Origin of the sequence: Streptomyces sp. NPDC002209 (genome assembly GCF_042890265.1) — a bacterium.
Classification (GTDB): Bacteria; Actinomycetota; Actinomycetes; order Streptomycetales; family Streptomycetaceae; genus Streptomyces.
Genome location: NZ_JBIARX010000004.1, coordinates 433,184 through 454,725 on the forward strand (window position 1 = coordinate 433,184; position 21,542 = coordinate 454,725).

The window sequence follows — 21,542 nt, forward strand, 5'->3', positions numbered from 1 at the left end:
CGCCTCCCTGGTCACAGGCGGATACGGCGGTCAGACCAGGCTACGCCGGGTTCCGGGCTGCCGGGGTGGCGAGGAATGCAGCGGTGGCCGCCGGGAACCGCCCGGGGTCGTCGGGCCACGGGGTGTGCCCGGCCTCCGGGGGCCGCGTACGCCGCCGGGGTGCCGGGGGCCCGTCCCGGTACCCCGGCTTCCCGGCTCCCGCGCGCCCAGGGGTTTCCCCGCGGCCGGCCGGCTTCACCCGGGGGCGGGACCCTGCTGCGCGTCGGGGGGCGCCGCGGCATGCAGGGCCGCGGTCAAGTAGCGCTGTACGACGTCCAGTTCATCGGGTGTGAACTCCTCGGCCGCACGGACCAGGCCTCCGATGAGCGGGCCGAAGAAGGACCAGCCGAGCTCGACCGCCTTCGGCTCCACCACCAGCAGCACCCGGCGCCGGTCGCGCCCGTCGCGACTGCGGCGGACCAGGCCGAGCCGTTCGAGCCGGTCGAGCAGGGCCGTGGTGCCCGCCGAGTTGAGCTTCAGGGCCTCACCGAGCCGCCCCGGGGTGACGGTCTCACCGGCCCGGTCGGCGTCGAGCAGCCGGATCAGGGCCCGCAGGTCGGTCGGGTGCAGGCCGTTGCGCCCGGCGAACTCGCCGCCGCGCAGGTGGAGTTCCACCGCGACCGCACGCAGGAGGTGGACCAGGCGCATGGCGGGGGTGTCGTCATCGCTCACTCGGCTACTATCTCGCCGAGCGAGATAATTGGTCAACGAGACGATGCCCAGGGGGGCCATTGTGTCCGCATCCCGTCCATTCTTCGCCGCTTACGACGCACTGCTCGCCCGGTGGCCGGCCGGCACCGCCGAGATCGACGTCCCCACCCCGTACGGCACGACCCGCGTCCACGCGTACGGGCCCGCCGGGGCCGCTCCGCTCCTCCTCCTGCACGGCGGCGGCTCCACCGGCGCCGTGTGGTTCGCCAACGCCGCAGCGCTCGGCGCGCACCACCGGGTGCTCGCCGTCGACATCCTCGGCGACGCCGGCCGCAGCGTGCGCGCGGGCCGCCCGCTGCGCACCACCGCCGACCTGATGGCCTGGCTGGACGCGCTCCTCGACGGCCTCGGCGCCCGGCGCGTCAGCCTGCTGGGCCATTCGTACGGTGCCTGGATCGCCCTGACGTACGCCCTGCACGCGGCGCAGCGGGTCGACCGGCTGGTGCTCCTCGACCCGACCCGGTGCTTCGCGGGCCACCGGCCCGGTTTCCTGCTGCGCTCACTGCCCGTGCTGGTACGTCCGACGGAGGCACGCGTGCTCGCGCATCTCGAGCGCGAGACGGCCGGCACGGACACCGACCCGGACTGGAAGCGGCTCTTCGTCCTGGCGGCCTCGGATTTCGCGGGCCGCAAGCTGATCGTCGGCCGCCGCCCGGACCCCAGGGCGCTCGCCGCCCCGCTGCTGGTCCTCCTGGCCGGCCGCAGCGGCGCCCACGATCCGCAGAGGGTCGCGGCCCGAGCCCGCGAGGCCGTACCGCACGCCCGGATCGAGACGCTCCCGCACCTCACCCACTACGCGCTGCCCGCGACGGCGCCGGAACAGACGAACCGCCTGGTCTGCGAGTTCCTCACGGCCGCCGACCGGCCCTGGGCCGGCCCGGGGGTCAGTCCAGGTCGAGGTGGTAGGCCCCGGCCGCGGCGTCGGCGAACAAGGTGAACTGGACGCGGGGTCCCGGCTCGCCGCCGTGGCCGGCCTCGCCCTCGTCCTCGCCGTCGAGGTCCACCTCGACCGGCTCGGCGTCCACGAGGACGTACTCCCCGTAGCCCTCGAAGTCCCCGGGGCCGTCCGCGACACCGATGTGGATCGGCGTCTCGTCGGGCAGCGCAGCCAGTGCCTCGCGGAGCCGGCCAGCGGTCCACACCTGCGGATTGTGATCGAACGTGTCAGCCATGCCGCGACATTAGAGCGCGGAGGGTGTGCCGCGGCCACGGCGCGCCGGAGGGTTTCCCGCATCCGCGACGACCGTCACCCGGAGTGCGTCCAGAGGCCGCCCAGGTGCGCGTGGAGGACGTCCTGCGCCTCGTACGGGGTGAGGTGGCCGATGAGGACGTGCGCGGTGAGGCCGTCCGCGAGGGCGAGGAGGGTGCGGGCCTCGCGCTGCGGATCGAGGGGTACGGCGCAGTCGGCATCTTCCACCGCCTCGGCGATGAGCTGCGTGAACGACTCCTGGAGGGCCGCGTAGTTGGCCTTCAGCGTCTCGGCGAGCGGCTCGCTGACGGCCGCCTGTGCGACGAAGGCCAGCCAGACCCTGGCCTCGGCCCGGTGCTCCTCGCGCAGCAGGGAGATCTCGGTGGCCGCATGGCCCAGGGCGGTGCCGGCCGACTGGGCCGGGCTCCTGACGAGCCGGGCCCGTACGCGCTCGCCAATGCGCTCGCCGACGTACCCGAGGGCGAAGACGAGCATCTCGTCCTTGGTGCGGAAGCAGCGCTGCACGGCGCCCATCGACACCTGCGCGCGGGCGGCGACATCGCGCAGGGTCACGCCTTCGAGCCCGCTTTCGTCGGCGAGGCGGCAGACGGCCTCGGCGATGAGGCGGCGTCGGCCCTCGTGGTCCACCTGCCTGGGCATGCCCGGTCTCCTCCCGCGCTCCTCCGTCGTACGGGCGAGTTTATTCGATGCGGCCGCATCGGTTCCCGGGTTAGTGTTCCGATGCAGTTGCATCGGAACGTGGAGAGGAGAGGGTTCACGCCATGCCGGATCCCTTGTGGAAGATGTCGGCCGCCGCACAGGCGCAGGCGGTGCGCCGCGCGGACGTGTCGGCCGTGGAGCTGGTCGACAGCCACCTGGCGCGCATCGCGGAGGTCAACCCGCAGGTGAACGCGGTCACTCAGGTCTTGGCGGAGCGCGCACGCGCGGCCGCGGCGCACACCGACCGGCTGCGGGCCGAAGGCGCGGTGCTGGGACCGCTCGCGGGTGTGCCGTTCACGGTGAAGGAGACCACCGCCGTCGAAGGCGTGGCGACCACCTTCGGTGCCGCGCGCTTCCGCGATCTGGTGGCACCGGCCGACGCTCCCCCGGTGGCACGGCTGCGCGCGGCGGGAGCGGTCCCGATCGGGCACGGCAACGTGCCGACCCTGATCCTGGCCGGGATGCACACCCGCAGCGAGCTGTTCGGCGACACGGTCAACCCGTGGGACCGCAGCCGGACCCCGGGCGGCAGCAGCGGGGGCGATGCGGTGGCCGTCGCCACGGGCATGGCGGCGCTCGGACTCGGCAACGACTCGGGCGGATCGGTGCGCATCCCGGCCCAGTTCTGCGGTGTGGCGGGGCTCAAGCCGTCCACCGGCCGGTTCCCGGCGGACCACCGCGTGCTCGGCCCGGACGACCCGGGCCCGGCGTCCCAGATGCTCGTCACCGACGGGCCGCTGGCGCGGTCGGTGGGAGACCTGCGGCTGGCGTACGAGGTGCTGGCCGGGACCGATCCGCGCGACCCGCGGGCGGTACCGGTGCCCCTCTACGGGGAACCGCTGCCCGGGCCGGTGAAGGTCGCCGTGGTGGCGGACCCGGGCGGGCAGGGCGTCCACCCTGCGGTACGGGGGGCCGTGGAGGCTGCCGCGGCCGCGCTGCGGGACGCCGGGTACGACGTGCGCGAGGTGGCGGACGTACCGCGCATGGCCGAGGCGCTCGAGGCCTACGGCCGGATCACCGTGACCGAGTTCGCCCCGAGCTGGCCGGTGGTGCGCACGCTGCTCGGGCCGGGCGGGGACCGGTACATCGCGATGGCGATGGAGCGGACCCCGCCCGCGAGCGCGGACGAGCTCGTGCAGCTGATGGGCAACTGGCTGAACATCCGCCGCTCATGGGCCGAATTCCTGGACGAGTACCCGCTGCTGCTCGGCCCGGTGTTCACCGAGCCGCCGGTCGAGCCCGGGCTGGAATCGCGCGACGGGGCGGGCCGCGACCGGGTGGCGGCGGGCATGCGCCTGTGCAGCGTGACCAGCTTCGTGGGCGTGCCGGCGGTGGCCGTGCCGACGGGGGTGGCCGACGGGCTGCCGTGCGGGGTCCAGATCGTCGGGCGGGCGTTCCGGGAGGACCTGTGCCTGGACGCCGCGCAGGCGGTCGAGGACCGGCTCGGGGTCCTCACGCCCGTGGACCCGCGCGGATGAGGTCGGGCCCCGGCCCGGGGCGTCAGAGGCCCCCGGTGTGGAGCAGCCGGTTGGGGGTCTCGGCCGGGACGCCGGTCAGGACGTCGCGTACGGCCTGCGCGGTGAGCCAGCTGCGGACCTGGGCGGGCGTCGCGGTGGGATGTGCGGAGAGGTAGAGGGCGGCGACGCCGGTGACGTGCGGGGCGGCCCACGAGGTGGCGCCGTCTTCGCTGGTGGCGGTGGAGCCGCCCGCGAGCGCGGAGGTGATCTTCTCGGCGGGGGCGTAGAGGTCCACGCAGCGGCCGTACCCGGAGCCGAATGCGTCCCCGTCGGTCCAGTGGCGGTCGTCGGCGGTGGCGGCGGCCACGACGATCGCGCCGTGGGCGCCGGCCGGGGAGTGACCGCAGGCGTCGTCGTTGAAGTTCCCGGCGGCGACGACCGTGGTGATCCCCGCTTCGACCATGTGCTGGACGGCGGTGTCGACGGCCGCGGAACGGTTCTTGAGGTTGAGGGACATGTTCACCACGGCCGGGCGCCGGGCGTGGGCGGTCACCCATTCCACGGCCTTGACGACGGAGTCCTCCGGCGCGGTGCCCGTGCTCGGGGAGGTGTCCTTGGTGTGCGGGCCGCTGCCTTCCTCGCAGGCGATGCCCTGGACGCGCACGATGTCCGACTTCGGGGCGACGCCGTACGTGGCGCCGCCGATGATGCCCGCGACGAACGTGCCGTGGCCCAGTCCGCCGCCGTCGAAGCAGTCGCCGGCGTCCGGATCCCCGACGAAGTCGGCGCCGAGGGCCGCGCGGCCGCCGAACTCGGCGTGCTTGACGTCGAGTCCGGTGTCGATCACGTAGACGTGCACGCCGGTCCCGTCGGCGCGCGAGGTGAACTTCCCGTCGAGCGGGCGGGTGCGCTGGTCGAGGCGGTCGAGGTTCCACGGAACTCCGGTGCGTACGACGGGCTTTGCCGCCGCCGGGCCGGACGGCGCACCCGACGGCGCACCCGACGGCCGGGGGCTGCCCGGCGGAGCGCCGGTGGGCAGCGGCGTGGCGGACGGCGCGACGGACGGAGATGCGGCACCGGCCCCCGCAGCACCGCCGGGCCCGGGCGCCTCCTCCGGGGAGCACGCCGAAACCCCCAGCGCCGCCAGTGCCACGACTGCTCCGAGCATCACCCTGCTGCTGCGCCCGCGTCCCATGACCCACCCCTGTCGCCGTGCGGCACCGCGCCGCCGAGGCTGGAGACGCCCGCGCCACCCCTCCGGTTGCCGCCCGGCGCGATTGCGCGGCGGTCCGGTCCGGCCGGACCGTGTCCCCGTCCTCCGGTGCGTCATCCGGGCCGCCGCCGTCCCGGGCCCGCCACGGTCACCCGTTCAGGGTCTTCATCAGCTCCGGGGCGTAGCGGTCGCCCGAGACGACCCCGTGCGGGGCGACTTCGTCGATGGCGGCCAGGTCGGCGTCGGTGATCGTCACCGCGGTGGCGGCGACGTTCTCCTCCAGGTAGCGGCGGCGCTTCGTGCCCGGGATCGGGACCGCGCCCCGGCGCAGGGTCCAGGCCAGGGCCAGCTGCGAGGGGGTGACCCCCTTGTCCGCGGCGAGCCGTCGGACCCGGTCGACGACGGCCAGGTTGCGGTCGAAGTTCTCGCCCAGGAAACGGGGGTCCGTACGGCGGAAGTCGTCCGCCGCGAAATCGTCCGGGGTGGTGATCGCGCCCGACAGGAAGCCCCGGCCGAGCGGCGAGTACGCGACGAGCCCGATGCCGAGATCGCGCAGGGTGTCGAGGACGCCGTCGTGTTCGATGCCCCGCTCGAAGAGGCTGTACTCGGTCTGTACGGCGGCCAGCGGGTGCACGGCGTGGGCGCGGGCGATCGTGGCGGGCGCCGCCTCGCACAGGCCGATGTGGCGGACCTTGCCGGCGGCGACCAGTTCGGCCATGGCCCCGACGCTCTCCTCGATCGGGACGTCCGGGTCGACGCGGTGCAGGTAGTACAGGTCGATGTGGTCCGTGCCGAGGTGGCGCAGGGAGCGGTCGGCCGAGCTGCGGATGTACTCGGGGGTCCCGTTGTGGCCGCGCAGCACACCCTCGTCGGTGAACTCGACCCCCGTCTTCGTGGCGATCACGGCGGCTTCGCGGCGGCCGGCCAGCGCCTTGCCGAGGAGCTGTTCGTTCAGGAACGGGCCGTAGCCCTCGGCGGTGTCGAGCAGCGTGACGCCCAGCTCCAGGGCGCGGTCGATGGTGGCCAGGGACTCGGTCTCGTCGGTGGCTCCGTAGTGGGCGCTCATGCCCATCAGGCCGAGGCCTTCGACGCCGACCTCGAGTCCCCGACCGCCCAGTGCGCGCATCTCCATGGTGCTTCCTCCGTAAGTAACTAACTGGATAGTTTGACTATGCACCCGGCTCGCGCCGCATGTCAATAACCAGATAGTTACTTGCTAGGCTTCGCCCCATGGCACGGGATTCCAGCGCGACCAAGGCACGCCTGCTCGACGCGGCCTTCTCCGAATTCGCCGCGTACGGCATCGCCGGCGCGCGGGTCGACCGCATCGCCGAGGCCGCGCAGGCGAACAAGCGGCTCATCTACGTCTACTACGGCAACAAGGAGCAGCTCTTCGACGCCGTGCTCCAACGCGCGCTGGAGACGGGATCGGAGTCCGTCCCGTTCAGCGCCGAAGACCTGCCGGGGTACGCGGGCGCCGTCTTCGACCACCTCATCGCGCAGCCGTCACTGATGCGGCTCGTGGTGTGGAAGCAGCTGGAGCGGCCCGGCGTCACGGACACGGAGGCGGACTCCTACCGCGGCAAGATCGCGGTGGTGGAGGAGGCGCAGCGGGCGGGGCGCGTCGACGCCGCACTGGACCCCGCCGACGTCCTCACGCTCGTGATGGGCCTGTCCCAGGCCTGGTTCGGCGCGGTGGGCGGACCCGCCGCGGGCGACTCGGGCACCGGCTGGGCGCCGGAGCGGCTGGCCCGGCACCGCGCGGCGGTGGTCGAGGCCGTACGCCGCATCACGGCTCCGCGGGACCCGGCCTAGGGGGTGTCGGTCGCGGCATCCCGACAAGACTCCTCGCCCACCGGGACGGGAGTCGCGCGGCCTACGGGGCCGGCGCCGGCGGGGGCGTGAGGATCATGCCGATCAGGTGGTCGAGGGCCGCCGCCGCGCCCGGGGCTTCCGGCAGCGCCTCGGGGGCCGTGTCGGGGGCGGTCCGGCGCAGTTCCAGCCAGCCCAGGTAGGCGGCGTACCCGGCGAGGGCGCGGTGGCGGGACTCCTGCGGCCCGAAACCCACTCCCCCGAAGATCTCGGCCAGGAAGTCGAGCCGGGTCCGGGTGACCCGGGCGACGACCTCGGCGACCGCCGGGTGGGCGGTGTGCGCGACGAGGGCGGGTTCCAGCCCGGCGATCTCCTCGGTGCCCAGAGCGACCGCGAACAGCGCCCGCGCCCGCGTCCACGGATCGGCTTCTTCCCGGACGGCCGTGATGACCTCCGCGGTGGCGTGCCGCTCCCACGCCTCCAGGGCCGCCACGAGCAGGGCCTCCCGGTTCTCGAAGTGCCAGTAGAAACTGCCGCGCGAGACCGCGAGTTCGCGGGCCAGTACGTCCACCGCCACCGCGGACAGCCCGCCGCGGGCCAGCGCGCGCAGCGCCGCCATCGTCCAGTCGTCCTTGGTGACTCTCCCCTTGGCCATGTTCCGTACAGTACTGTACGGAAAATCCATACAGAGGTGTATGGAACCGGGGAGAGGGGTGACGGCATGAGCACCACGATCAGGGGTGTCGGTGCAGGGGAAAACGCGGCCGCGGAGGTCCGCGCGGAGGGGGCGGGCGCCGCGGTACGCGCTGCGGCGGCGGTCGCGGCCGGGGGGCTGCTCGCGGCGGGGGCCCTGCACGCGGTGTGGGTGTTCTCCCCGTGGCCGCTGGCCTCGCGGGCCGAATTCGCGGCCGTGGTGGTCGGCGTGGAGGAGGCGCAACTGCCGTCCGGGCCGCTGACGCTCGCCGTGGCCGGCCTGCTGGGCGCCGCCGCCGGGCTGGTGGTGACCGGGGCCCGGCCGGCGAGCCGGTTCGGCCGGTCGCGGCCGGTACGGGCCGGGCTGTGGACGGTGTCCGGAGTACTGGCGGCACGCGGACTCGGCGGTCTGGCGGCTTCGGGGCTCGGCCTGGGGTCCGCACCGCCCGAGTTCCGCCACTGGGACCTGCTGCTGTACTCGCCGCTGTGCGTCGCGCTGGGCGGGCTCAGTGGGTACGTGGCCCTGCGCACCCGGCGGCGCCGCGCCTGACCGGCGGGCGCGGCGGCGGCGAAGGGCCGCCGCACGACTGGGGGCGCGGGGCCCGCGCCGTCCGGCGGGGACCCGCGCCGCAGCCCGTGCACCAACGCACGTCAGTGCAGGTCAGCGCACCGGCATCACACCGCGGCCACGGTCCTGGCCCGGGCCAGAATGGCTTCCGTGTCCACGCCCGTCGGCAGGGTGCCGTACGCGCCGCCGTGCTCGCCGCCCAGGCGGGAGGCGCAGAAGGCCCCCGCCACCGCGTCCGGGGCGTGGCGCAGCAGGAGCGACGCCTGGAAGGCGAGGGCCATCGTCTCCGTGAGCTGCCGGGCCCGGTACTCGGCTTCGGCGGGGTCGGCCAGCTGCTTTTGGAGACCGGCCACCGCCGCGTCCAGATGCCGGTCGGCCCCCGCCGCCCGGCCGACCTCCTCGAAGAAGGCCTCGACGGTCTCGGGCTGCCGGGCCATGGCCCGCAGCGAGTCCAGGGCGGCCACGTTCCCGGAGCCCTCCCAGATCGACGACAGCGGGGCCTCCCGGTAGAGCCGCGGCATGCCGGAGTCCTCGATGTACCCGTTGCCGCCCAGGCATTCGAGGGCTTCGGCGGCATGCCCGGGGGCGCGCTTGCAGACCCAGTACTTGGTGACGGCCAGCCCCAGCCGGCGCAGCAGCGCCTCGTCCTGGTTGCCCTGCGCGACCCGGTCCGTGGCGCCCGCGAGACGGAGGGCGACCGCCGTCGCCGCCTCGGATTCGAGGGCGAGGTCCGCGAGGACGTTGCGCATCAGGGGCTGGTCGATCAGCGCCTTGCCGAACGCCCGCCGGTGGGTGGCGTGGTGGACGGCACGGATGACACCGAGCCGCATGCCGGACGCCCCGCCGAGCACGCAGTCGAGGCGGGTCATGTTGACCATCTCGATGATGGTCGCGACGCCGCGCCCCTCCTCCCCCACCAGCCAGCCGAAGGCCTCGTCGTACTCGATCTCGGCGGAGGCGTTGGACCGGTTGCCGAGCTTGTCCTTGAGCCGCTGCAGCAGCAGGCGGTTGCGGCTGCCGTCCGGCAGCACCCGCGGGAGCAGGAAGCAGGACAGCCCTCCCGGCGCCTGCGCCAGCGTCAGGAAGACGTCCGACATGGGCGCGGAGGTGAACCACTTGTGCCCGGTCAGCCGGTAGGTGCCGTCCGGGGCCGGGACGGCGGTCGTGGTGTTGGCGCGAACGTCGGAGCCGCCCTGCTTCTCGGTCATCGACATGCCCGCGATCAGGCCCTGCTTGGTGTCCGGCCGGCGCAGCCCGAAGTCGTACGTCCGGGAGGCGAGCAGCGGCTCCAGCCAACCGGCGAGGTCCGGGGTCGCGCGCAGCGCGGGTACGGCGGCGTACGTCATGGAGACCGGGCAGGAGTGGCCCGCCTCGACCTGGCCCCACACGAGGAACTTCGCGGCCCGCGCGACGTGCGCCCCGGCCCGGTCGTCCGCCCAGGGCGCGGCGTGCAGCCCGTGGGAGACGGCGGTGCCCATCAGCTCGTGCCAGTACGGGTGGAACTCCACCTCGTCGATGCGGTGACCGTAGCGGTCGTGGGTACGCAGCACCGGCGGATTCTCGTTGACCACGCGGCCCCACTCCGCGGCCTGTTCGCCGCCGGCGAGGACGCCGAGGCGGTGGATCTCGGGTATCGCCCATGCGGCGCCTTCGCGGGCGACCGCCTCCAGCAGGGCCGGGTCGGCGGCCGCGTCGTAACCGTGGTGCGGGGGAACCTGGTTGGTGACCTCATGCGTCTGCGGCATCGTGTCCTCCAAGGGCACGCAGGGTGAAGGTGATCAGGCCGGGGATGACGTCCCCCGGGGCCGCGTCCCCGTCGGCCAGCGGGCCGACGAGTGCTTCGGCGATCGCTCCGACGAGTGCGGCAGCCGTCAACTCGGGCGATTGCGGCGGGAGTTCCCCGGTGGCCACGCCTGCGGCGATCTGTGCGGCGTACACGTCGCGGAACGCCCGGCGGAAGACGAGGCGTTCGGTGTCGACGGCGGGGTCGGCGGGCTCCGCGAGCAGGGCGAAGGCCCGGCGCGGTGCCTGCAGCGCACGGTGGGCGAAGGTCTCGACGGCGGCGGCCACCCGCTGCGCCGCACCTCCCGGGCGGTCCGTCGCGGCGGCGACCGCATCCAGCTCGCGGGCCACGAGGGTCCGGAAGAGAGCGGCGGCCAGCTCGGACTTGCCGGAGAACGACTGGTACACGCTGCCGGTGGAGATTCCGGCTTCGGCCGCGATCGCGGCGACCGAGCAGCCGCCGTACCCCTCACGGGAGAGGAGGCGCACGGCTGCCTCGAGCACCCGGTCGCGCCGGGCGTCGAGGCGGGCCTGTACGGCTGGGGGGCGACGGTAGGGCATGGAAGGATTGAAGCATCGATTCATTGCTTCACACCAGCCCTGGGCGGTCGCGGGCCGAAAGGGCCGCCGGTCAGGCGGCCTCCTGGCGCCGGGGCGCCTTCCGCGTCTTCACCCCGCCGACGACGAGCGCCAGCCCCACGGCGACGATGCCGAGGTACGCGGTGGACGGGAGGTCGACGAGCTTGTGCAGCCAGCCCCACTCCGTGCCGAAGAAGGTCTGCGAAGCGAAGCTGACGAGCCCCTGGGCTCCTATGACGTAGCCGATGCTTTCGAGGGTGTAACCGATGGTTGTTCGCACGGATCAACCCTCGCGCGGCGGCGCCGCAAGATCGTCCTCCTCAGGGCCGAAAACCCAGTAGGCCAAAGGATGCAGTCGCGTGCGCAGAGCACGACCTAGCAGGAGGTGAGGGTCGCCGGGGTGGGCCCGTCCGGGCGGACCGTGATGCTGTACGCGGCCTCGGTGGGGACGGAGTGGAAGGCCGGGGTGTGGGCGGGCAGCAGGTGCTCGAGCAGCACGGTCGACTCGCGGAGGGCGAACTGCAGGCCGAGGCAGGCGCGGGGGCCGATGCCGAAGGGGAGGTAGGAGCCCGGGTGGGTGGGCCGACCGCCGGGGGTCGTGAAGCGCCGGGGGTCGAAGTGCTCGGGGTCCGGCCACAGTTCGGGGTCGCGGTGCGTGAGGTACGGGCAGACCACCACGTCGGAGCCCGCTTCGACGGCGTAGCCGGCCAGGGTGTCGGCCTCGGTGGCGTACCGGGGCAGGATCCAGGCGGACGGGTACAGCCGGAGCGTCTCGTGGACCAGGGCCTGGACGGCTCGGCGGCGTTCCGCCGAGCCCGGGGCGCCTGCGGCGAGGGCCTGTTCGCGCGCCGCGGGATGGCGGTCGAGAAGCAGGTAGAGCCAGGTCAGGGTGGTGGCGGTGGTTTCGTGGCCCGCGACGAGCAGCGTGATCAGCTCGTCGCGGATCAGGCGGTCGGTGTACTCGGGGCGCTCGGCCGCCGCGTCGAGCAGGATGTGCAGGAGACCCGGGCCGTCCGGACCGTGCGCGCCGCCGCGGGCGGCCTCGATGGCGTGGTGCGCGACGGCGTCGATCCTGGCGAGGTCGGCGCGGACGGCGTCCCGGGCGTCGCCGGCGTCGGCCGGCAGCGTCGGCAGGGCGGCCACCACGGTGGCCACGGAGTTCAGTTCGTGCTCGGTGGCGACGTCGAGGGGGTGTCCGGTCAGGGAGCGCCAGATGGTGTCCAGGGCGAAGCTGCGCATCTCCCGGCCGACGTCGAGCGTCTGCCCGGTCCGGGCGTACGCGTCCCAGCGCTCGGCGGTGGCCCGGGCGGCCTGCGCGATCCGCTGCTCGTAGCGGCGCATCCCGGTGCCGGTGAACTGGGACTGCAGCAGGCGGCGCTGGCGCTTCCACGCCTCGCCGGTGGCGGCGAGCACGCCGTCGCCGATCAGCAGGCGGGCGCGGTGGGAGCGTTTGACGTACCGGTCCGGCTGCAGCGCCAGCACGTGCTGGACCGCCTGGGGATCGGTGACCAGGACGGTGGGGTTCGGCCCGAGGCGGAACGCGGCGACGCCGCCGAGCCGTTCGCGCACCAGGGCCAGCAGGTCGACCAGTTCGGCCCCGTCGGAGCGCCACCGCGCCACGAGGGCGGGATCCAGCTCGGGAACCGGCCGCCCCGTACGGGCAGCGGGCGGGCGGGGGTCGAATCCGGCTTCGGTGGCCACGGGTCTTCTCCTGTTCGACCGCTGGTCCTGTGTCCCTGGCGGAGCTCGGGCATCACGGACTGTACGGGAGCCGACGCGTCTCGTGACAGCCCGCCTCGGCGCGAGCCCGACGGCCACCGGCCCTGCGGCCGGACACGCCCGCGGGGGCCGGCTGCCCGTCGCGGGCGCGCCCTCCTCAGCGGGATGCGGTGGGGACACCTCCGCCGACGCATGCCGGCTGCCGACCGGGCCGCGGCCCGCGGGTCACCGCACGACCCTCGGCAGGCGCAGGCTCAGCAGCACCGTCAGGGCGATCATGCCGAGCTGCACCAGCAGCGTGACGGCGAGTGCGTCCCGCATGCCCATCGACGGGGCGAGTGCCAGGAACAGGCTGCCCAGGGTCGCGACGCCGAGGGCGAGCGCGGACTGCTGCGTGGTGATCATGACCCCGCCGCCCACGCCGGCCCGGTCGGCAGGTACGTCCGAGAGCATCAGCCGCATCAGCACGGGCAGCTGGAGGCCCTGGCCGAGGCCTGCGACGGCCACGCCCGGGGCGAGCGAGGCCAGCCCGAGGTCCGGCCAGCCGCGCAGGAACGCGAGGAGGATCAGGACGACGCCGACGGCCTGGAGGACGCCGCCCGCGGTGACGACCCGGCTGCCGAACCGGCCGACCAGCCGCGGCCCGGCCAGGGAGGCCGCGAAGAAGGCCGACGCCATCGGGACGAGTGCGAGCCCCGCCGCCACCGGCCCCATCCGCAGGCCCTGTTGCAGCACCACGGCGATGACGAACATGAATCCGCTGAAGCCGATCGAGAACGGCACCACCAGGACCAGCCCGCGCCGCAGCGACTGCAGGCGCAGCAGGCTCGGCGGCACGAGCGGGGTGCGTCCGAGCCGGTCGGCGCGGCGCTCGGTCAGGTAGAAGGCCGTGGCGGCGAACGGGAAGACCGCGAGCGACACCCACGTCCACAGCGGCCAGCCGGCGGCCCGGCCCTCGGTGAGCGGCAGCAGCAGGGACACCAGCGACAGGGCGAGCAGCAGCGTCCCCGGGACGTCGACCGAGGCCGGGCGGTCCGAGCGGGTCTCGGGAACGGCCCGGACGGCGAGCACCAGCCCGAGGACCACCACCGGCACGTTGACCAGGAACACCGAGCGCCAGCCGGAGCCGGCGACGTCGGCGGCCACCAGGACGCCGCCCAGGATCTGCCCGGCGACCATGGACAGCCCGGCGGTGGCCCCGTACAGGCTCATCGCCCGCGCCCGGCGCGGGCCCTGGGTGGTGGCCTGGATGGTGGCCAGCACCTGCGGGAGCATCAGCGCGGCCGCGGCGCCCTGTGCCACGCGCGCCGCGACCAGGCTCCAGGCGGTGGGGGCGATGCCGCAGGCCAGCGAAGTGACTCCGAAGGCCGCCATGCCGATCAGGAAGAGCCGGCGCCGTCCGGCCGTGTCGCCGAGGCGGCCGCCGAGGACGAGGAGGACGGCGTACGCGACGCCGTAGCCGCCGACGATCAGTTCCAGCGTGGCGGGACCGGCCGCGAGGTCGCTGTCGATGGCGGGCAGCGCCACGTTGACGATGAAGAAGTCGATCAGGGGCAGTGCGGCGCCCAGCAGCACGGTGAACAGCCCGAGCGGGCCGATCGCCGCGGGGGCGGGCCCAGGGGCCGGACCGTCGGCCGGGCGGCCGCCCGTCGGGGCGGACGGGAAGGGGCGGGGGGTGCGTACGGTTGCTTCGCTCACACCGGAAACGATCACCCCCCGCTCAGCCTGGTACCAGAGTCTCCTTATCCTGGTACAAGGACTACCTGGCAACGGGATGAGCGGTGCGGCACCCTGGTTCCATGACCACTGTGGCCCCGGAGAGCGACGTACGCCGGCACGAGCTGGCCGAATTCCTGCGCAGCCGCAGGGAGCGGATCACCCCCGAGCAGGTGGGGCTGCCGCGCGGCCGCCGGCGGCGCACCCCGGGGCTGCGCCGCGAGGAGGTCGCCCAGCTCTCCGCCGTCGGTGTCACCTGGTACACCTGGCTGGAGCAGGCGCGCGAGATCCAGGTCTCCCCGCAGGTCCTGGACGCGCTGGCGCGCGCCCTGCTGCTGGACTCCAGTGAGCGCACCCATCTGTTCGCGCTGGCCGGCAGCCTCGATCCGGCCCCGCACGCACCGTGCCCGAGCGTGACCCCGGCGCTGCGGGCGATGCTCGACCGGCTCGGGCCGATCCCGGCCTGCATCCAGAACAGCCGGTACGACATCCTCGCCTACAACGCCACGTACGGACGGCTGCTGTGCGACCTGGACGCGCTGGCGCCCGAGGACCGCAACTGCCTGTGGCTGGCCTTCACCAACGCGGACTGGCGGGCGTCGATGGCCGACGTCGCCGAGGTGAACCGCACCATCGTGGCCAAGTTCCGGGCGGCGATGGCGGAGCACCTCGCCGAGCCTGCCTGGAAGGCCCTGCTGACGCGGCTGGAGGCCCGGTCGCCGGAGTTCCGCGAGCTGTGGGCACGGCACGAGGTGCTCGGCCTGGGCGCCAAGACCAAGTACATCCGCAATGCGCACGTCGGCCTGCTGCACCTGGAGCACACCAATCTGTGGCTCGGGCCGGCGGCGGGCCCGCGCCTCGTGACGATGGTGCCGGTCGACGAGGAGAGCCGCGCCCGCCTGGAGCGGCTCGAGCGGCTGGAGCGGCTGGAACACCTCGAGCCCGCCACCGTCTGACGCACCCGGCCCCGCCGCTCCCCCGGCCCCGCCGCTCCCCCGGCCGCCCCGCGCCCGCGGCTACGGCTGTTCGGCCAGCCCCTGCGGCAGCCGGCCCGTGTGGACCACCCCGAGGGTCTGGGTGGCCCGGGTGAGTGCGACGTAGAGGTCGCTCGGCTCGTGGTCCGCCGGCTCCACGACGATCACCGAGTCGAACTCCAGCCCCTTGGCCTGGCGCGGATCCAGCAGGACGACCGTACGGGTGAGGTCCGGCTCGTCCCCCGCCCGTACGCCGGGCAGCCCGGCCGCCAGCGCCTCGTGGAGGGGACGCGGGGCGATCACCGCCAGCCGCCCGCCCCGGCCCTCGGCCGGGGCGGCGCCGCGCACCGCCTCCGCGACCGTGCGGGCGAGGTCGTCCGTCGCCCGTACCCAGGGCCGCCGCCCCGTGGACCGCACCGAGCTCGGCGGCTCGAATCCGGGGTGGCGGGCCCGGAGCACGGCGGCCGCGACGTCCATGATCTCCGCGGGCGTGCGGTAGTTGACGCCGAGGCGCACCAGCTCGAAGCGGTCCCCGACGTACGGGTCCAGGATCCGCTTCCACGATCCGCACCCGGCCTCGTCACCGGTCTGTGCCGGGTCGCCCACCAGCGTCATGGACCGGGTGGGACAGCGCCGCATCAGCAACCGCCAGGCCATCTCCGACAGTTCCTGCGCCTCGTCGACGATGACGTGCCCGAAGGCCCAGGTGCGGTCGGCGGCGGCCCGCTCGGCCGCGCTGCGGTGGTCGGCCTCCTCGTGCCGTTCCGCCATCCGCTCGGCGTCGATGATGTCGTGCGCGGCGAGGAACTCGTTCTCCATGTCCTCGAATTCGTAACTCTCCGACCCCTGGGACAGGTCCAGGACGCCCTGCGCGTACGCGATGCGCTCCTGCCGCTCCCGCTCCTCGGCGGCGCGCTGCGCGCTGTCGTCCACGCCGAGCAGCTCGGCGGCCTCGTCGAGCAGCGGGATGTCGGCGGGCGTCCAGTCGTCCGTCGTGCGCCGGATCAACTCGGCTTCGTGGGCAGGGAGATGGGTGGGATCGGCGAGGAAGTCGGCGATCAGCTGCCGGGGCGTGAGGGGCGGCCAGAGGCTGTCGATCGCGGCGTGCACCTCGGCGCTGGTGGCGATCTCCTTGCCGAGCTGTGCGATGTCGTCGGGTCCCAGCAGGTTGGGGCCGCCGTACGGATCCGCGCCGAGCCGGTCGGCGAGCTGCTCCGTGAGGGCGTCGATGACGCGGAACGCGAAGTACGGGCGGGCGAGGTTGTGGGGCAGCCCGGTGGCGCGCGCCCGGTCCCGGGCCTCGTGCGCCATGGTCCGGTCCAGCAGCAGGGTGCCGTAGTCGTCGTGGTCGATCTCCACGGCCGGTTCCGGGAGCACCGCGCTGTCCTCGCCGCTGTCCGCGGGTACGGTCTCCGGCAGTGCCTGCCGGTCGCGTACGACGCGCGCGAGGGTCTCGGCCATCTCCGCGCGGCCCTTCACGGCGGCGGCGCCGGGCCGGTCGGCTCCGGTCGCCCGGACGCCGGGGAACAGCTCGCCGAGGGTGGAGAGCAGGACTCCGGTCTCGCCGAGGGCGGGGAGCACCTCGCCGATGTAGCCGAGGAACGCCGGGTTGGGGCCGACGATCAGCACGCCGCGCTTGGCGAGCAGCTCCCGGTGCTCGTAGAGGAGGTAGGCGGCGCGGTGCAGGGCGACGGCCGTCTTGCCGGTTCCCGGGCCGCCCTCCACCACGAGCACCCCGCGGTGGGGCGAGCGGATGATGTGGTCCTGCTCGGCCTGGATGGTCTGCACGATGTCGTGCATGCGGCCCGTGCGGGCGGCGTCGAGCGCGGCGAGCAGGACGGCGTCCGCGTCGGCCCCCTCGTGGCCCGTGCGCTCGGTGTCGGCGAGGTCGAGGATCTCGTCGTGGAGGGCCGTGACCTCCCGTCCGAGGGTGGTGATGTGGCGGCGCCGGCGCAGGCCCATGGGGAAGTGCCCGGTGGCGAGGTAGAAGGGGCGTGCGACCTCGGCCCGCCAGTCGAGGACGAGGGGGGCGCGGTCCGCGTCGTCCTGCCTGATTCCGATTCGGCCGATGTGGTGGTCCTCTCCGTCGGAGAACTCGAGCCGGCCGAAACACAGACCGTTCTCGCCCGCGTTCAGCGCGGAAAGCAGACCGGACTGCTCGGCGACGAGGACATCCCGCTCCAAGCGCGCCTGAAGCCCGCTCCCCGTCGCGGCCAAAGCCCGCTGTACGGCATGTTCCGCCTGGTCACGCAGGTCGTCGAGGCGCGCATAGAGCTCGTCGACGAATTGCTGCTCATTACGGAATTCCACGGTTGACAATTCCACTCCCGACCCGATATGATGTCCTCGTAAAGCTTCTTCACGCACTGCTTCCATCAGGGCGTGAAACATCAAATATACGCAGACGAATACCCCGACCGTCAATTGGTCCCGGGGTATTTTTCGTTTTGCGGGACACCGCCGGCGCCGGGTGGGGGCGTCCCGGCCCCGGCGGGCGGCCGCACGTCACCCGGACGGCTCACTCGTCAGGCTTCCGGCGCCGCGCACTGCTTTGGTGGACACAAGAGCTGTCCACCACATGGAGCACTCTCATGTATGAAATGCAGGTCGGTGAGGCGGCCACAGGGCCTGGCCTCGTATGGCACGTCGTCGCCCGCGACCGCCGGGCCACCCTCTGCGGCCGCCCCCTCCAGCCGGGCGGCAACGCCGAAACGGACCACCACTGCGGGCCGTGCATGACGGCCTTCCAAAACGTCATGCGGGAAGGCTCCGCCGAGTCCTGACAGTGGGGGTGACCAACCACCGAACACCACGCCTCCGCCGCCGGCGCCCGGACCGATGGAAGGTCCGCACGCAGGCGGCGGAGGCATTTACCCAAAGCAATCCTTATGGATGTGCGCGCCTGCTACGGTATCCGCTTATGGATATGGCGGCGCCGCAGCAGGGGCGGGCCGCCCGAGCCGCTCAGGGGTGCCGCCATGAAGACGATCGGACTGCTCGGAGGAATGAGCTGGGAATCGACGGCCGAGTACTACCGGTTGTTGAACGAGCTCACCCGCGACCGCCTCGGTGGGCTGCATTCGGCCCGCTGCGTGCTGTATTCGGTGGACTTCGCGGAGATCGAGCAGCTGCAGGCCGAGGGGCGGTGGGCGGAGGCCGGCGAGGTGCTGGCGGCGGCGGCCCGGCGGCTGGAAGCCGCCGGTGCGGACCTGGTGCTCATCTGCACCAACACCATGCACAAGGTCGCCGACCGCGTCCAGGCGGGCATCTCGGTGCCCCTGCTGCACCTCGCCGACGCGACCGCCGACGCCGTGAAGGCGGCGGGCCTGACCCGGGTCGGCCTGCTGGGGACCGCCTTCACGATGGAGCAGGACTTCTACCGTGGCCGGCTCGCGGCGGGCGGACTCGAGGTGTGCGTCCCCGACGCCGACGGGCGTGCGCTCGTACACCGGGTGATCTACGAGGAGCTGTGCCGCGGCCTCGTCCGCGAGGCGTCGCGGGCCGCGTACCAGCAGGTCATCAAGGACCTCGTGGCCCGCGGCGCCCAGGGGATCATCCTGGGCTGCACCGAGATCGAGCTGCTCATCGGCGCCGAGGACAGCCCCGTACCGGTCTTCCCCACTGCACGGATCCACGCCGAAGCCGCCGTCGAGGCGGCGCTGTCGACCACGCGCCCTCGACCGGTCATACCGTGATCTCATACGAGGAAGCAGGCTGCGAGAGCGGCGTCACGGACCCGGGCGGACCCGTGGGCACACCTCAGACGGGCGCGAACGCGGACCCGGACGGCCACGCGTCCGAAGGGCGCCACGCCGACTGGCTGGAACTCTTCTTCGACCTCGTCTTCGTCGCGCTCGCCGCCCAGCTCTCGCACCAGCTGCACGGCGATCCCGGCCTGCGCGACTTCGCCGTGTTCCTGGCGCTCTACTTCCCGCCCTGGTGGCTGTGGATCAACCTCACGGTCTCGGCGAACATCTTCGTGGACAACAACCCCCGCCGCCGGCTGCTCATGCTGTCCGCCATGCTCTGCATCGCCGTCATGGCCGCATCCGTGCCCGAGGCCGACACGGACCGCGGGTCCGTCTACGCGCTCGGGTACGCCGGCACCCGGCTGGTGCTGCTCGGGCTGTGGTGGCCGGCCACCAAGTACCCCGAGCCCCTGCGCGTTCCGCGCTGGCGCCCCCTGAGCTACTGCCTGGCGTCGGGCCTGCTGTGGGCCGCCTCCGCCGCGGTACCCGCACCCTGGCAGTACGTGGTCTGGGCCGTGCTCATCGCCGCCGAGATGGCGCTGCTCCTGACCGCACGCGGCCGCGGGGTGCCCGGCCGCCTGGACACCGGGCACATCGTCGAGCGGGTCGGGCTGTTCGTCATCATCGTGCTCGGCGAATCCGTGATCGCGCTGGTGACCTCCGCCGACCACACCTGGACCCTGCAGGCCGGAGTCGTGGGCATCCTCGGCTTCGTGCTGCTCGCCGCGCTCTGGTGGTCGTACTTCGACTTCGGCTCGACCTCGGCCGAACTGATGCTCGCCAAGGCCGACGACCGCCGGGCCTACCTCCTCGCCCGGGACATCGGCGGCTTCCTGCACTTCTTCGTGACCGCGGGTGTCCTGTGCATGGCCGCGGGCCTGGCCACCGCCGTCGAGGAGGCCGGCCACGCCCATCTGCCGACCGGGGCGGTGTGGGCCCTGGCCGGCGGCCTGGCGCTCTACCACGCGGCCCACGCCTGCATCGCGCTGCGCTACGGCCGCCGGCCGGCCTCCGTCGCCGTCTGGGCCGTTCCGGGCATCTGCATCCCGCTGCTCGTCGTCCGGGGCGCCGGTCACCTCGCGCCGTGGCTGGTCGTCCTGCTCCTGGCCGCCGAGGCGATCGTGCACCTGCTGTACGCGCGCAAGATGCTGCGCCACCGCCTCGCGGCGGCGGCCGTCCCCACGCAGTGGCCCCCGCCGTAACGCGCTACGCCCGGCCGGTCACCGGCCTCACCGGCAGGAGGTCGGGGCGCTTGGCCGTACGGGCGTCCCCGGAGGAGCGGCCGCGCAGGCGCCGGCCCAGCCAGGGCCCCAGGAACGCGGTGGCCCAGCGCAGTTCGGCGAGGACCGTGGGCGAGGCCGCCCGGGCCGGGGGCAGCGGGTGCGTCCAGGAGTCGTCGCTGCCCGGCAGGCCGAGGGCGTGCGCCAGCGAGGCGGCGATCCGCTCGTGGCCGAGCGGACTGGCGTGCAGCCGGTCCGCGCTCCACAGACGGGGGTCGGTGACCACGGGATGGTGTCCCGTCTCGACGACGACCACACCGTGGCGGCCGGCGGCGCCCCGGATCCGGTCGTTGAGGGCGCTGACCCGCGCGGTGAGCGGGCGGGCGAGCGGGGTGATCCGTGCGAGGTCGGGGAAGGTCACCGTGGCGACGCGGGCGCCCTGGGCGGTGAGCGCGCCGAACATCGCCTCGAGGTGGCCGGCGACCTCGTCGGCGTCGAACCGCGGCCGCAGCACGTCGTTGACCCCGGCGACCACGGTGGCCAGGTCCGGGCGCAGGGCGAGGGCCGGTGCGAGCTGCTCTGCGCGGACCTGCCCCGCCAGGCGCCCGCGGACGGCCAGGTTGGCGTACCGCAGACCCGGGCTGTGGAGCGCGAGGTGCTCGGCGAGGCGGTCGGCCAGCCCGCGCAGGCCGGTCGTGTCGTCGCCGTCGCCGATGCCCTCGGTCTGGCTGTCGCCCAGGGCCACGTAGCGCAGGTACTGCTGCTCAGCGCCCGGCACGGGACGCCTCCCGCTCGCGCAGGACCGCGATCGTACGCGCGCACCAGTCGCGGTTGCCCCGCTCGAAGGCGAGGCCGCGCAGGCAGGTCAGATAGGGGCCGATGCGGTCGCCGTACCGCAGGAAGTCCTCCTCGGTGCGATCTCCGCGCATCGTGCGCAGCAGACCGGTGAACAGGTCGACCTTGGCCTCGGCGAAGGCGGCGCGCTCGGTGAGCTGCGCGATGAGCGTCGCGGTGTCGACGTGGTCGGCGGCCTGGACCTTGACGACCAGGTCGTCGCGGATGGAGGAGGGCTTGGCGGCGGAGGCGGTGAACTGCTCCAGCTCGGCGAGGCCGGCGCCGGTGACGGTGAACAGGCGCTTGTTGGGCCGGGTGTCCTGGACCACTTCCCGGCCCGTGATCAGCCCGTCCTTCTCCAGCCGGGTCAGCTCCGCGTAGAGCTGCTGCGGGAGCGCGTGCCAGAAGTTGGCCACACCGAGGTCGAACGCCTTGGCCAGTTGGTACCCGCTCAGCTCCTCGTCCAGCAGCGCCGCCAGCACGGCGTGGCGCAAAGCCATCGGATCGCCTCCTTCTCGCCCCTGTTTCCCCTGTGGCCCCTGTCCATGGACACCCTCGGCATGATAC

General features: G+C 73.8%; 22 protein-coding genes. 8 read left to right on the forward strand and 14 right to left on the reverse strand.

From position 1 onward, the window contains the following. Positions 1 to 234: 234 nt before the first annotated feature. Positions 235 to 687 carry a MarR family winged helix-turn-helix transcriptional regulator gene (locus ACFYXK_RS11365; RefSeq protein ID WP_389410957.1) on the reverse strand — a complete coding sequence of 151 codons (453 nt, stop codon included), beginning with the start codon at positions 685 to 687 and terminating at the stop codon, positions 235 to 237. 67 nt (positions 688 to 754) lie between these two features. On the opposite strand from ACFYXK_RS11365, the gene ACFYXK_RS11370 reads away from it, so the two are divergent. Next, a complete protein-coding gene (locus ACFYXK_RS11370; RefSeq protein WP_389410909.1) occupies positions 755 to 1,687 on the forward strand; it encodes an alpha/beta fold hydrolase in 933 nt (310 codons plus the stop codon). On the opposite strand, the gene ACFYXK_RS11375 is transcribed toward ACFYXK_RS11370, so the two are convergent. Next, complete coding sequence (locus ACFYXK_RS11375; protein ID WP_389410910.1) at positions 1,635 to 1,922, reverse strand: DUF6225 family protein; 288 nt, start codon at positions 1,920 to 1,922, stop codon at positions 1,635 to 1,637. The genes ACFYXK_RS11370 and ACFYXK_RS11375 overlap by 53 nt on opposite strands. 74 nt (positions 1,923 to 1,996) lie before the next feature. Beyond that, a complete protein-coding gene (locus ACFYXK_RS11380) occupies positions 1,997 to 2,599 on the reverse strand; it encodes a TetR/AcrR family transcriptional regulator (protein ID WP_389410911.1) in 603 nt (200 codons plus the stop codon). Positions 2,600 to 2,721: 122 nt separating this feature from the next. Between ACFYXK_RS11380 and ACFYXK_RS11385 the strand changes: the two genes are divergently transcribed. Next, positions 2,722 to 4,137: an amidase gene (locus tag ACFYXK_RS11385; protein WP_389410912.1), complete on the forward strand. Its 1,416-nt coding sequence runs from the start codon at positions 2,722 to 2,724 to the stop codon at positions 4,135 to 4,137. A gap of 22 nt (positions 4,138 to 4,159) precedes the next feature. Here the strand turns inward: ACFYXK_RS11385 and ACFYXK_RS11390 are convergent, their stop codons facing one another. Together ACFYXK_RS11390 and ACFYXK_RS11395 are read right to left on the reverse strand one after the other, a co-directional pair. Further along, on the reverse strand, positions 4,160 to 5,311 hold the full coding sequence (locus tag ACFYXK_RS11390; protein WP_389410913.1) for a S8 family peptidase: 1,152 nt from the start codon (positions 5,309 to 5,311) through the stop codon (positions 4,160 to 4,162). 166 nt (positions 5,312 to 5,477) lie between these two features. Then, positions 5,478 to 6,461 carry an aldo/keto reductase gene (locus ACFYXK_RS11395; protein ID WP_389410914.1) on the reverse strand — a complete coding sequence of 328 codons (984 nt, stop codon included), beginning with the start codon at positions 6,459 to 6,461 and terminating at the stop codon, positions 5,478 to 5,480. A 98-nt stretch (positions 6,462 to 6,559) separates the two neighbouring features. Here ACFYXK_RS11395 and ACFYXK_RS11400 point away from each other — a divergent pair, with 98 nt between their 5' ends. Continuing rightward, entirely contained in the window at positions 6,560 to 7,144 is a 585-nt protein-coding gene (locus ACFYXK_RS11400) for a TetR family transcriptional regulator (protein WP_389410915.1), read from the forward strand. 61 nt (positions 7,145 to 7,205) lie between these two features. Here ACFYXK_RS11400 and ACFYXK_RS11405 read toward each other — a convergent pair whose 3' ends face one another. Next, entirely contained in the window at positions 7,206 to 7,796 is a 591-nt protein-coding gene (locus tag ACFYXK_RS11405; protein WP_389410916.1) for a TetR/AcrR family transcriptional regulator, read from the reverse strand. A 66-nt stretch (positions 7,797 to 7,862) separates the two neighbouring features. Here ACFYXK_RS11405 and ACFYXK_RS11410 point away from each other — a divergent pair, with 66 nt between their 5' ends. Continuing rightward, entirely contained in the window at positions 7,863 to 8,384 is a 522-nt protein-coding gene (locus ACFYXK_RS11410) for a DUF3995 domain-containing protein (protein ID WP_389410917.1), read from the forward strand. A 125-nt stretch (positions 8,385 to 8,509) separates the two neighbouring features. Here ACFYXK_RS11410 and ACFYXK_RS11415 read toward each other — a convergent pair whose 3' ends face one another. The 5 genes from ACFYXK_RS11415 to ACFYXK_RS11435 all read right to left on the reverse strand — a co-directional run bounded on the left by ACFYXK_RS11415 (position 8,510) and on the right by ACFYXK_RS11435 (position 14,180). Further along, on the reverse strand, positions 8,510 to 10,147 hold the full coding sequence (locus tag ACFYXK_RS11415; RefSeq protein ID WP_389410918.1) for an isovaleryl-CoA dehydrogenase: 1,638 nt from the start codon (positions 10,145 to 10,147) through the stop codon (positions 8,510 to 8,512). After that, on the reverse strand, positions 10,131 to 10,745 hold the full coding sequence (locus tag ACFYXK_RS11420; RefSeq protein WP_389410919.1) for a TetR/AcrR family transcriptional regulator: 615 nt from the start codon (positions 10,743 to 10,745) through the stop codon (positions 10,131 to 10,133). Before ACFYXK_RS11420 ends, ACFYXK_RS11415 begins: the two co-directional genes overlap by 17 nt. Before the next feature lie 70 nt (positions 10,746 to 10,815). After that, positions 10,816 to 11,043, reverse strand: coding sequence for a hypothetical protein (locus ACFYXK_RS11425; protein WP_389410920.1), 228 nt, complete (start codon positions 11,041 to 11,043; stop codon positions 10,816 to 10,818). 95 nt (positions 11,044 to 11,138) lie between these two features. After that, a complete protein-coding gene (locus tag ACFYXK_RS11430) occupies positions 11,139 to 12,464 on the reverse strand; it encodes a cytochrome P450 (RefSeq protein ID WP_389410921.1) in 1,326 nt (441 codons plus the stop codon). Positions 12,465 to 12,707: 243 nt separating this feature from the next. After that, positions 12,708 to 14,180, reverse strand: coding sequence for an MFS transporter (locus tag ACFYXK_RS11435; protein WP_389410922.1), 1,473 nt, complete (start codon positions 14,178 to 14,180; stop codon positions 12,708 to 12,710). Positions 14,181 to 14,281: 101 nt separating this feature from the next. Here ACFYXK_RS11435 and ACFYXK_RS11440 point away from each other — a divergent pair, with 101 nt between their 5' ends. Beyond that, positions 14,282 to 15,154, forward strand: coding sequence for a helix-turn-helix domain-containing protein (locus ACFYXK_RS11440; RefSeq protein ID WP_389410923.1), 873 nt, complete (start codon positions 14,282 to 14,284; stop codon positions 15,152 to 15,154). A 60-nt stretch (positions 15,155 to 15,214) separates the two neighbouring features. On the opposite strand, the gene ACFYXK_RS11445 is transcribed toward ACFYXK_RS11440, so the two are convergent. Next, the gene (locus tag ACFYXK_RS11445) at positions 15,215 to 17,548 is read right to left on the reverse strand and encodes a HelD family protein (RefSeq protein WP_389410958.1); all 2,334 of its coding nucleotides are present in this window, start codon (positions 17,546 to 17,548) and stop codon (positions 15,215 to 15,217) included. 215 nt (positions 17,549 to 17,763) lie between these two features. On the opposite strand from ACFYXK_RS11445, the gene ACFYXK_RS11450 reads away from it, so the two are divergent. The 3 genes from ACFYXK_RS11450 (at position 17,764) to ACFYXK_RS11460 (ending at position 20,123) form a co-directional block, all read left to right on the forward strand. Then, the gene (locus ACFYXK_RS11450; protein WP_053787543.1) at positions 17,764 to 17,955 is read left to right on the forward strand and encodes a hypothetical protein; all 192 of its coding nucleotides are present in this window, start codon (positions 17,764 to 17,766) and stop codon (positions 17,953 to 17,955) included. Positions 17,956 to 18,150: 195 nt separating this feature from the next. After that, positions 18,151 to 18,867: an aspartate/glutamate racemase family protein gene (locus ACFYXK_RS11455; RefSeq protein ID WP_389410924.1), complete on the forward strand. Its 717-nt coding sequence runs from the start codon at positions 18,151 to 18,153 to the stop codon at positions 18,865 to 18,867. A gap of 53 nt (positions 18,868 to 18,920) precedes the next feature. Continuing rightward, positions 18,921 to 20,123 (forward strand): low temperature requirement protein A, encoded by a 1,203-nt coding sequence (locus ACFYXK_RS11460; RefSeq protein ID WP_389410925.1) that lies wholly within the window; start codon positions 18,921 to 18,923, stop codon positions 20,121 to 20,123. 4 nt (positions 20,124 to 20,127) lie between these two features. On the opposite strand, the gene ACFYXK_RS11465 is transcribed toward ACFYXK_RS11460, so the two are convergent. Next, positions 20,128 to 20,919, reverse strand: a complete 792-nt coding sequence (locus ACFYXK_RS11465) for an SGNH/GDSL hydrolase family protein (RefSeq protein WP_389410926.1) — start codon at positions 20,917 to 20,919, stop codon at positions 20,128 to 20,130. Further along, positions 20,906 to 21,475 carry a PadR family transcriptional regulator gene (locus tag ACFYXK_RS11470; protein ID WP_389410927.1) on the reverse strand — a complete coding sequence of 190 codons (570 nt, stop codon included), beginning with the start codon at positions 21,473 to 21,475 and terminating at the stop codon, positions 20,906 to 20,908. Before ACFYXK_RS11470 ends, ACFYXK_RS11465 begins: the two co-directional genes overlap by 14 nt. Positions 21,476 to 21,542 lie beyond the last annotated feature (67 nt).